Origin of the sequence: Salinimicrobium flavum, assembly GCF_042684505.1 — a bacterium.
Taxonomy (GTDB): Bacteria; Bacteroidota; Bacteroidia; order Flavobacteriales; family Flavobacteriaceae; genus Salinimicrobium; species Salinimicrobium flavum.
In genome coordinates this window covers 607,201-617,967 of record NZ_JBHULT010000006.1, presented here as the reverse complement: position 1 = coordinate 617,967, position 10,767 = coordinate 607,201, and the positions used below count along the sequence as shown (strand labels likewise).

Annotated in this window: 13 protein-coding genes; 4 read left to right on the top strand and 9 right to left on the bottom strand. The window is 37.7% G+C overall.

What is annotated here, in order from left to right; genetic code table 11:
* The first annotated feature begins 259 nt into the window (after positions 1-259).
* Entirely contained in the window at positions 260-1,996 is a 1,737-nt protein-coding gene (locus ACFSTG_RS06230) for a hypothetical protein (RefSeq protein WP_380749739.1), read from the top strand.
* Between the two features lies 1 nt (position 1,997).
* On the opposite strand, the gene moaA is transcribed toward ACFSTG_RS06230, so the two are convergent.
* Genes moaA through ACFSTG_RS06185 form a run of 9 tightly spaced genes read right to left on the bottom strand, consistent with a single transcriptional unit; the run spans position 1,998 to position 8,550 of the window.
* Positions 1,998-3,005 carry a GTP 3',8-cyclase MoaA gene (moaA, locus tag ACFSTG_RS06225; RefSeq protein ID WP_380749737.1) on the bottom strand — a complete coding sequence of 336 codons (1,008 nt, stop codon included), beginning with the start codon at positions 3,003-3,005 and terminating at the stop codon, positions 1,998-2,000.
* A gap of 1 nt (position 3,006) precedes the next feature.
* Complete coding sequence (gene moaCB / locus ACFSTG_RS06220; protein ID WP_380749734.1) at positions 3,007-3,918, bottom strand: bifunctional molybdenum cofactor biosynthesis protein MoaC/MoaB; 912 nt, start codon at positions 3,916-3,918, stop codon at positions 3,007-3,009.
* Between the two features lie 3 nt (positions 3,919-3,921).
* Complete coding sequence (locus ACFSTG_RS06215) at positions 3,922-4,365, bottom strand: molybdenum cofactor biosynthesis protein MoaE (protein WP_380749731.1); 444 nt, start codon at positions 4,363-4,365, stop codon at positions 3,922-3,924.
* Positions 4,358-5,452 carry a molybdopterin-synthase adenylyltransferase MoeB gene (gene moeB / locus ACFSTG_RS06210; RefSeq protein ID WP_380749729.1) on the bottom strand — a complete coding sequence of 365 codons (1,095 nt, stop codon included), beginning with the start codon at positions 5,450-5,452 and terminating at the stop codon, positions 4,358-4,360. The genes ACFSTG_RS06215 and moeB overlap by 8 nt, the downstream gene beginning before the upstream one ends.
* Positions 5,453-5,455: 3 nt before the next feature.
* Entirely contained in the window at positions 5,456-5,689 is a 234-nt protein-coding gene (locus ACFSTG_RS06205; RefSeq protein WP_380749727.1) for a MoaD/ThiS family protein, read from the bottom strand.
* The gene (gene mobA, locus ACFSTG_RS06200; protein ID WP_380749724.1) at positions 5,673-6,257 is read right to left on the bottom strand and encodes a molybdenum cofactor guanylyltransferase; all 585 of its coding nucleotides are present in this window, start codon (positions 6,255-6,257) and stop codon (positions 5,673-5,675) included. The genes ACFSTG_RS06205 and mobA overlap by 17 nt, the downstream gene beginning before the upstream one ends.
* A 3-nt stretch (positions 6,258-6,260) precedes the next feature.
* Positions 6,261-6,992, bottom strand: coding sequence for a sulfite exporter TauE/SafE family protein (locus ACFSTG_RS06195; protein ID WP_380749721.1), 732 nt, complete (start codon positions 6,990-6,992; stop codon positions 6,261-6,263).
* Positions 6,993-7,001: 9 nt separating this feature from the next.
* The gene (locus tag ACFSTG_RS06190; protein ID WP_380749718.1) at positions 7,002-7,340 is read right to left on the bottom strand and encodes a winged helix-turn-helix domain-containing protein; all 339 of its coding nucleotides are present in this window, start codon (positions 7,338-7,340) and stop codon (positions 7,002-7,004) included.
* Between the two features lie 10 nt (positions 7,341-7,350).
* Positions 7,351-8,550, bottom strand: a complete 1,200-nt coding sequence (locus ACFSTG_RS06185; protein WP_380749715.1) for a molybdopterin molybdotransferase MoeA — start codon at positions 8,548-8,550, stop codon at positions 7,351-7,353.
* 223 nt (positions 8,551-8,773) lie between these two features.
* Between ACFSTG_RS06185 and ACFSTG_RS06180 the strand changes: the two genes are divergently transcribed.
* The 3 genes from ACFSTG_RS06180 (at position 8,774) to ACFSTG_RS06170 (ending at position 10,767) form a co-directional block, all read left to right on the top strand.
* A complete protein-coding gene (locus ACFSTG_RS06180) occupies positions 8,774-9,856 on the top strand; it encodes a sensor histidine kinase (RefSeq protein ID WP_380749712.1) in 1,083 nt (360 codons plus the stop codon).
* Positions 9,849-10,526, top strand: a complete 678-nt coding sequence (locus ACFSTG_RS06175; RefSeq protein WP_380749709.1) for a response regulator — start codon at positions 9,849-9,851, stop codon at positions 10,524-10,526. Before ACFSTG_RS06180 ends, ACFSTG_RS06175 begins: the two co-directional genes overlap by 8 nt.
* A gap of 88 nt (positions 10,527-10,614) precedes the next feature.
* Positions 10,615-10,767 carry a hypothetical protein gene (locus ACFSTG_RS06170; RefSeq protein WP_380749706.1) on the top strand — a complete coding sequence of 51 codons (153 nt, stop codon included), beginning with the start codon at positions 10,615-10,617 and terminating at the stop codon, positions 10,765-10,767.

Here is a 10,767-nt window from a genome sequence, read left to right as displayed (position 1 = left end):
TTTTATATGTGACTAAGGTTACATATAGAATGTTAAAGTTTAAAACTCCAATATGGGTAGGAAAGCGCAATACAAAATGTCGTAATTTTGAATAACTCTTCAGAAAATGAAAATAAAACGCTTCGAAATCGGGGTTCTTTCAGTAGGTTTTTTAGTGATTGTTTTCCTATTATTAAATAGGAATTTTGACTTTTCAAATTCGTTCACAAAGACTGATAACCCCTATACAAAAATTGAAATTGGTAATGCTGAATCTTGTTTGCAATGCCATCAAAACACTAAAGGATATTCCAATTATCATAACCCGGAACTTATAGGTTGTTCAAGTTGTCATTTAGGAGATATTTCTTCATTAGACAAAACCGAAGCTCATCAAGGTATGGTCTTGATCCCCGGCAACTTATCTGACGCTAAAGAGACCTGCGGAAAATGTCATTCTGAAGAGTTAAAAAAAGTCACCAATTCTTTAATGACTACCAATAGCGGATTAGTTGCTGTGGACAAATTTATTTTTGGTGAAGCCGATAGTCCGGACTATCATTATCATATAAAGGATATTGAAAATTCTGCCGCAGATAAACACATAAGGGATTTGTGTGCCAATTGTCATTTAGGTGCAGAAAAACCGGGTTACGGTGAAATAAATCAACTAAGCAGAGGTGGTGGCTGTATCGCCTGCCATTTGAACTATTCTGATGAAGCTAAATCTGATTTAGAAAAATACATTGCCTCCGACAAAAAGGAATTACCACGGTTTCATCCTTCAACAGACATTTTTGTAAATAATACCCATTGCTTTGGTTGCCATAGTCGTTCCAGTAGGATCTCGACCAATTATATAGGCTTGCAGGAAACCTTATTAAATGAAAACGAGGTACCCAATTTTAATGATTATTCTGTGCTGGAAGATAAACGTGTCTATAAACATCTGGAAGCAGATGTTCACCATACAAAAGGCTTGCTGTGTATTGATTGTCACTCATCACATGAGGTGATGGGTGATGGTAAAAGGTATTTGCACCAGGAAAATGCTGTCTCTCTGAATTGCAGCGATTGCCATTTTAAAGAAAAACCAAATACAATTCCCTATGATTCATTAGACAGGGAAAGTCTATTGGTATATCTACATCGTGAGTACACACATTCAGATAGAGAGATCATAGCAGTTAAAGACGATGGCCACCCCTTAGTGAATACTTATGTAGATTCCACCGGGAATGCATTCTTAATAAGTAAAAACAATGGTAAAATACATCCATTAAAACCTCAATCTGAGGTATGTTCAAAAGACAGCGCTCATCAACGGGTAAGTTGCAGTGCGTGTCATTCTTCCTGGACATCTCGTTGTATAGGATGCCACAATCAATTTGATAAGGACAAACCGAAAGCTTTTGATCTACTTGATAAGAAATATGTTACAGGACAATGGGAAGAATACGTTGCTGAATTTTCATCATCCAAACCGGCATTGGGTGTTAGGGAACATGATGGGGAAGATGTGATTGAACCTGCTATTCCCGGAATGATCCTTACTATTGATAAAGGAAGTTTTAAAGGTAATCCCGGTGAGGATATTTCCTTTCACAGGCTTTATGCGCCTAATTCACCTCACACCACAACAAAAGGGGTAAGGGACTGTAAATCCTGTCATTCCAACTCTGCCACCCTGGGTTACGGAATGGGTTCTTTAGTTTACAAGACTAAAAACAATAAAGGCTCCTGGATTTTTAACCCGGATTATGCCCTAAACAGTAATGACAACTTACCTGAAGATGCCTGGATCCCTTTTTTAAAAGCTGTTGACAAGAATGTAGTGAATTCGACCAGAACCAATTTCAGGCCCTTTAATGTAGAAGAACAAAAACGGATGCTGTTCGTAGGTGCCTGTCTTCAATGTCATAAAGATGATTCAAAGGTAATGCGGCAAACTTTGGAACTGGGATTACAACCGGTTTTAAAAAAGGTGACTGAAGCCTGTATATTACCTGAAAAATAAACTATCCTCCAATGGTGGTCATACTTCTGTTTTGACCGTGCAGTTTGGGTTCCTGTAATTTCTCTAAAGTATCCATGCCGCCCCTAACCTTTAATTTACCCTGAACTGCCTTTTGAATTATGGGATCCAAAGATCTTCCTTCACGAAGTGTGGTCAACAAATCTGATTCGCTTCTTGAGAACAAACAGTTTTTCAATTGTCCGTTGGCGGTTAGCCTTAGCCTGTTGCAGGAATCACAGAACGGGTTGGTCACCGAACTTATAATGGCAAAACTGCCTTTATAACCTTTAATCCTATAATTCTTAGCAGTATCATTTGGGGCATCTTGTAAGCGTTCAATTTCGTTCTCCGCAAAAGAAGTATTTACAGTACTCATCACTTCTTCGAAAGAAACCATTTTTGTCATTTCCCATTTATTACCATCAAAAGGCATAAATTCAATGAAACGTACAGAAACCGGTAACTCTTTTGTAAGGTTAATAAAATCAATAACCTCGTCATCATTAACGCCACGCATCAACACCGCATTTATCTTCACATTGAATCCTTCTTTCACTAAAAGTAAAATATTGCTGTATACGGTTTCGAAATAATCCCGAAGCGTTATTCTATAAAACTTCTCTTTCTGTAAAGAATCTAAACTGACATTAATATTATGGACTCCGGTCGATCTAAGGGTATCAATAAATTTGTGTATGATGACCGCATTTGTCGTCATAGAGAGTTCCACAGGTAATGAGGCCAATTTTTCTAAAACAAAAGAAATATCTTTTCTTATCAAAGGTTCTCCGCCGGTAAGTCTGATTTTAGTGACACCATGATCTACAAATGTTTTTGCTATTTCATAGATCTCCTCATAGGTCATAATATCACATTTTGGAGTTAGCGGAACCCCTTCTGCCGGCATGCAATAAAAACAACGCAGGTTACAGCGCTCCACCAAAGAAATACGTAAATACGTATGATCTCTGTCGTGGGAATCTTGTAATATATTATTAGGGTTTACCATTTTAATCGTGTCTTGCACCTTTTAAGATTCTGAAAATATGCAGAACCGATGGAAAAATAGCTTCCATAGATTCTTTGGCCCCGTTTGTTGAACCGGGTAATCCCAAGATTAATGTATTTTTTAAAGTACCCGCAATACTTCTGGAAAGCATGGAAAATGGTGTTCTGTCCTGTCCGTAATTACGAATTGCTTCTTCAATACCGGGTATACGCCTATCCAGTAATGGCTCAAGGGCTTCAGGGGTAACGTCGCGTTTTGACAAACCGGTTCCTCCGGTATATATTACGAGATCGATTCCTTGTTCCTGAAATAATCTGGCTTTTTCCCGAATGATCTCTTTTTCATCAGGAATAACGAGATAATGGGAAATTTGGACATTACAGTCTTTTAATTTTTCAACGATTGCCTTACCTGCTTTGTCTTCCTTTTTTCCTGCTGAAATAGTATCTGAACACACGATTACAGCGGCTGTAAGATCTTCTCTAAAACGATCTGTGAAATCTGATTTGCCACCCTTTTTGTTAAGCAGTTTTATGTGATGTATTTCAATGCCTTTATCAATAGGTTTTAGCATATCATACATATTGAGAGCCACCACACTGGCACCATGCATCGCCTCTACTTCTACGCCTGTTTTATAAATGGTTTTCACTGTAAATAACACAGTGATGTCCAGTCCATTGATCTCATATTCAACACTTGCAAATTCAATAGGGAGTGGATGACAATCGGGCAAAATATCTGGTGTTCGCTTAACTCCTAATAAACCTGCTGCTTTACTCATTGCAAACACATTCCCTTTTGGAACGGTATCATTTTGAATAGCTGTAATAGTTTCTTGTTTGCTAACTTTTACAATTGCCTGTGCAACTGCTGTTCTTAAGGTGGTGCTTTTATGTGTGATATCGACCATTATTCAACTATTTACTTTCCATTGATGAGTACTATCTTTAAAAATCTCTTTACCAAAAATGGGTACCCGGGCTTTAATTTCTTCTACAATAAATTCCAGAGCTTGAGATACATCTTTTCTTCTTGGTGAGGAGACAAATACAAACAAGCAAATCTCTCCCGCATTCACGGTACCCAGGCTGTGATAAATATGCATACAGGTAAGATCAAACCTTTCAAAAGCTGCTTCCCGTATTTGGTGAAACTTTTTGTTTGCCATTTCTTCATAGGCGGTATACTCAATGGCCTTTACAGTCTTTCCATCAACAACATCTGCCCGTACCTGACCCAGAAAAATATTATGGGCCCCTATACTTGTTTTGCTTTGATGTTTAGCTATTGACTCTCCTATAAATTCAGAAGAAATAGCCCCCTTCACAAAAACATTTTTATGCTGCTTCTCACTCATTTGTAAGCTGTTTAGACGATTCTTTTAGATGCCTGATTATGTCTGCAGCACCTTCCCTTAAATTGTAGCAGTTGTAAATATGGTAGCCCTTAAAAATAGAGATTGCCTCCCTGCTTCTGATTCCTGACTGGCAGAAGACCGCTTTCACCTTATCATCATCTATCTTATCAAGATGTTGTTCTATTTCTCTTAAAGGAATCCTAATTACCCGGGGATCTTCAACTCTTGGCTGCTCTTGCTGTTCTCTAACATCAATAAGTCGAATCTCTGGCTTGTGTAAAAGGTCTCTAATGGAAATCTCTTCCATATCCACTTTACATCGGATATTTAAAAATTGTCTATTGAATTCGTTTTTATTCAATAATACCTTCTGAATTTCACTCTCATTCCTTTTTACAGTTAATGTGGTAGCCTGATTTGTAAGTGCATTATAGCAGTATAATTTGCCCGAAAGCACCTCCCCAATACCTAAAATAATTTTAAGCACTTCATTAGCTTGTATGGTTCCAATAATACCTGGCAGAACCCCCAAAACACCAACTTCTGAACAATTAGGAACAGCATCTTTTTTTGGTTTCTTTGGAAAAGCACATCTATAGGTTGGACCACTATTATAATTAAAAACAGAAACATGTCCCTGGAACTTATAAATAGCACCAAAAACTAAGGGTTTATTAGATAAAAGAGAAGCATCATTAATTAGATAACGCGTTTCAAAATTATCAGTGCCATCAACGATAATATCATATTGATTGAATAGTCCAATAGCATTTTGAAACGTTAATTCCTGTGGATACGCGTTTATGGTTATAGTATTATTCAAATCGGTCAATCTGCTTTTAGCCGCAAAAGCTTTGTTTTGTCCTATTGAAGCCGAACCATATAATATTTGACGCTGAAGATTTGATATGTCAACAACATCGTAATCTATAATACCAATGGTACCAACACCAGCGGCAGCTAAATATTGCAAAATTGGACAACCCAGTCCGCCGGCTCCCACCACTAAGACCCTGGCTTCTGAAAGTCTGTCCTGACCTTCCTGGCCAATTTCTGAAAGAATGATATGTCTGTTATACCTGTTCATTTTTTATCCACCGGCAAAAGGAGGCAGCAGTACAATTTGATTACCCGTCAATTTATCTATCAAGGACACTAATTCCGTATTTTGTGCCACTTGAAACTCCTTATCTTTCAAGCCGGAATATTTCGTGTATAGGAAATCCAACAATTCAGAAATATAGCTTCCGGAGAAAAAGAGATTTTCTTCCTCACATCGGGTCACTTCCGCCAGAGATCCAAAATATTTAATTGTTACTTCCATGAGCAATTGTTTTTAATTCTTCAGGAGTATTAATATTTGTGGTTAATAGATCTTTTTCAGAATTCAACACTACATTTTTCACTTTACATTGATTCAGGGCAACATATAACCGGCGCTCATCATTCTGCAAAAGCTCATAAAATATCCTTTCACAACGCCTGTGATATAATGCTATTAAAGGCATATGTTTACCGTTACCAACTATTTGAAACACATCTGACTTACCGTCCTGAGCCTTAATCAGTAATTCCAGTACTTCAGTTCTGATCAAAGGAATATCACAACTTAACACCAAATTAAAATCGGTTTTAGACTGTATTAATCCGGTATATATTCCTGCCAGAGGACCAGCATCTTTAATTATATCTTCAAACCTTTCTAACTTAAAAACATCATAATCTGAATTACCTGAAATAATTAATGTTTTAGACACCAGAGGCCTTAAAGCAGAAATAATGTATTGTACAAATGGCTTTCCATTAAAATTTATCAGACCTTTTTCTTTTCCCATACGGGAACTTTTCCCTCCAGCCAGAATTATACCTGTTATGTCCTTTTTATCAATCATATTTTAAGTAGAAAAAAGTTTGATACAAGCAATGACCAATACCACGGCCAAAATATATCGCAGCCTCTGGTTGTTTAATTTTTTGCTGCCCAAATAGGCTCCAAAAAAACCACCAATAAGTGCTATAGCAACTAACATAAAAGACTCCCAACTTAAACTGATTCCTGTACTCAATTGCCCTATTAAACCTGAAGCCGAATTCACCCAGATAAATAAGGCTGAAACTGCAGCTGCTTCTTTCATTTGGCCCCAGTGGAGCAATAAAATAATTGGGGTTAGTATAATCCCGCCACCAATACCAATTAGGCCCGATAAAAATCCAATGATCCCACCAATAAGGAGCCCTTGCCAAAGTTTTATTTTTTGGACGGTATGAACTTCTTTCCCAAAAACATTCATCATTTTAAGAATAGCAAATACCAATAAAACAGCCAGTATTTTCTTATATATAGAGGCGTCTATCTCTATAGTCCCTCCTAAAAAAGCAAAGGGAATGGAAGAAATTGCCAAAGACATAAAGAGATTTTTATTGAAAAAACCTCCTTTATAGTAATAGAAAAATGAAATACCAGCCACGAATAAATTAAGTAAAAGAGCTGTGGGTTTCATGGTTTCGGGTGCAAATGAAAACAATGCCATTAATGCCAAGTACCCGCTGGCACCACCGTGACCTACACTGGAATACAGAAAAGATATTACAGGCAATATCAGCAGGAATATATACATGTTCTCCATTTGCATGGTTTATAAACTTTTTATCTTTTCAAGTTGGACGTCTAAAAAATGCCAGCATTCCCGGTTCATTTCTTCAAAAGAATTGACTAATGATCTTCCGTAAGCTGTTAGTTCTGTGCCTCCGCCACCCTTACCGCCTATGCTGTTTAGAGTCACAGGCCTTTTTGCTGTATTATTGACAGAATCTATAAGGTGCCAGGCCTTTTTATAGGAAATACCAATCGATCTGGCTGCCTTAGACAATGAACCTGTTTCATCTATGGCTTTTAATAATTGAACTTTTCCTTCTCCTAAAAATTCTTTACCATCCAATTCGATCCAGATCCTACTTTTGACCTTACAGTTCATCTATATATCCTTAAACAGGAAGCAAAAGCACTTCCACTGTATCATTAATTTTGATCTCTTCCAATTCTCCAGGCATTTGCACCAAAGCATTTGCTACCGCAAAAGTTTGTAACATAGCTGAACTTTGACCTTCCGAAATAGTGACCTTCCCATCTTTAAAAATGGCCTTTAAAAACTGAGGCCTGTCCCCTTTCTTTTGAAAATATGATGTAGAAGTTGCTGTGACTTTTGTTAAGGTATTATCTGCCCCGGTCATTTTTTGTAAAGAAGCATATACATACATGTAAAAACAAGTCAAAGCAGCTGCAGGGTTACCCGGGAGTGCAAATAAGATGGTATCCTCATTCTTTCCGAAGAAAAGCGGCTTTCCAGGTTTCTGATTTACCTTGTAGAAAACTTGATCTATGCCTAATTCTTTTAATGCCTTTCCAACAAAATCATAATCTCCAACCGATATACCTCCTGAAATCAATACCACATCGTTTCCGGCAATAACATTTCTGATTTTTTCACGCGTTTCATTATAGTTGTCTTTGACCTTATGAATAGAAATAGCGTCAAAACCACAGCTCAATAATGCGCTTTTAAGCATGACCGAATTACTTTCATATATTTTACCATATGTCAAAGCCTTTCCGGCTTCAATAAGTTCATTCCCTGTTGCCACTATCGCCACAGATGGTTTTTTATAAACAGAAATTTCTGTCACCCCCAAAGAGCTTAAATAGCCAATAGCAGCAGGGGTCAACCTGGTTCCTTTCTTTAAAGCTACTTCCCCTTTTTTTACCTGCTCAGCAATCGGGCGAACGTTCTGTTCTTTTACCGGGTTCCTTTCAACAACAATATTTTCACCTTTTAAAACCACCTTTTCCTGTACGACAACTGCATTTGCAGAATCAGGAACAGGGGCACCGGTAAATATTCTAGTAGCTTCTCCCCTGCTTAAGAGGGGCTGTTGACTATCTCCTGCTTTTACTTCTCCAATTAAAGAATATGTTGTGTCTTCGTGTAAGTTAAGGGCGTAACCATCCATTGCAGATTGCCTGAAAGGAGGCATATGAATGGGAGCAATTACATCTTTGAAGAGAATAGAATTACCGGCACTTTCAAGGGGCAAATTAATTTCAAGAGAAATTGTGTTACTGTGTTCAAGAACTGCTTTTATAGCCTCATCAATGCTAACCATTTTATTCCCGTTATGTCTAAACAAACATAACGAATTGGCATCCTATAAAAATATGATATTGGTCAGGGTTATAGCTTTGTTGTAGTAGCTTCCGGGGGCGGTAAATATTATGGCCACAAAACTTTTACATCAGCTTAATTAAGCATCATTTTTCTCAAAAAGACCCGCTATGCAATACTCTAATTCTTCATTTTCTCTCTAATGGTAGTGAGCAAAAGGTGTTGTAACCTATATTTGAAGAAAAATATTGGGCTTTATAAAAAAAATTGAGAAAAATTTATGGCTGCAATACCTTCTCGGGATTGGCAGCATCTTTCTTATTTCTTTGATCTGCTTTCTTTTTATTGATATTATAGGATATCATGTAGTAGCTCTCATTCTTCTGTTGGCAGTATCAATTTTAGCTATGTTTCTCGATATTTACCCTATCGTTACAGTTGCTATTCTAAGTGCTCTTACCTGGAATTTTCTTTTCATTCAACCTAAGGCTACTTTTAATATCAACACTCCACAGGACGCTCTGCTATTCCTGATGTATTTCGTCATTGCGGTAATGAATGCTGTTTTTACTTCAAAAATTCGAAAAGTTGAAAATATAGCCAGACAAAGAAAAGAACGGGAAAAAACTCTCCAACTTTATAATACTTTATTTAGCTCGCTTTCTCACGAGTTAAAAACCCCCATCGCCACTATAATAGGGGCAGTTGACACTCTCAAAATTAATTCCGACAAACTGAGTCAGGATAATATCCACGAGCTTTTTTCTGAAATTGATATTGCCGGAAACCGACTTAACCGACAGGTCGAAAATCTTCTCAGCATGAGCCGCCTGGAATCCGATTTTTTAACTTTGAAATTAGACTGGTATGACATCAATGAAATTATTCATTCTGTAATTCAGAAAAATCAGACTGAATCTCCAGGTCATCCAATTAGTTTTATTCCCCAAGAGGATCTGCCTCTTTTCAAAATTGATGGTATTTTAATTGAACAGGTAATCCATAACATCATACACAACGCACTTCAATATACTACCCCGGGAACCTGTATAAAAGTAGAAACAAGGTACATTTCAGAATTTTTTCAAATTATTATTAGTGACCGGGGCAAAGGTTTTCCTGACGATAAACTGGACCTGGTTTTCGAAAAGTTTTACCGTCTTCCCAAGACTGCTGCCGGTGGTACAGGGCTTGGACTCTCTATTGCTAAAGGTTTTGTCCTTGCCCACAATGGTACCATCAAACTTGAAAATTTACCTGAAAAAGGTGCTAAATTCACCATTTCTATTCCGGCTGAAACAACCTTTTTAAGTATTTATAAAGATGACTAAAGGAGAAATTCTCATAATCGACGACGAGCCGCAAATAAGGAAACTTTTAAAGATCTCCCTGGAGAGCAATGATTACAAAATCATTGAGGCTTCTACAGGAGCCGAAGGACTTACCCTGGCCGCCAACCATTCTCCGGAAGTGATCATCCTGGATATTGGCTTACCGGATAAAAGCGGACATGAAATTTTGCTGGATTTAAGGACCTGGTATGAAAAGGCAATTGTTATGCTTTCTGTTCAAAACAGCGAAGAAGACATTGTCAAAGCGTTGGATAATGGGGCAAGTGATTATTTAGCCAAACCTTTTAGAACCGGGGAACTGCTTGCAAGAATAAGATCTTCTATAAGAGCACACCAAAAAACGGAGTTTGAGCCGGTGATATCGACAGGTGACCTGGAGGTGGACCTTACTTCCCGAACCGTTACCCGCGAAGGAACTCCTGTTAAACTAACCGCTACTGAGTATAACCTGTTAAAACTCCTGGCAGTCAACCTGGGAAAAGTATTGACCCATCAATACATTTTGAAGGAAATTTGGGGCCTTGGCTCCCAGAACGAAACCCAGTACCTAAGGGTATTTGTTGCTCAACTTCGCAAAAAACTCGAAAAGGACCCGAATCAACCCTGTCATTTTATTACTGAGAGTGGTGTTGGATATCGTTTTCTGTAATCTTTATAAAATCTTTATACCTTGAAGAGAATCTTTATATTCTCCTTATATCATGAAGCGTAACTTTGTGTTAATAAACAGTACACCTGTGGACAGTAGGAAAAGAGAAAGAAATCTTAAGACCAGAGGTTCCCAAAAATCGGGATTCCATCATTTGAAATGGCCGGCCATTATACTGGGTGTCCTTATTCTGGCGCTGGTGATCCTTCTCGATCACTGTTCAAGAACAGACCAAATTTAA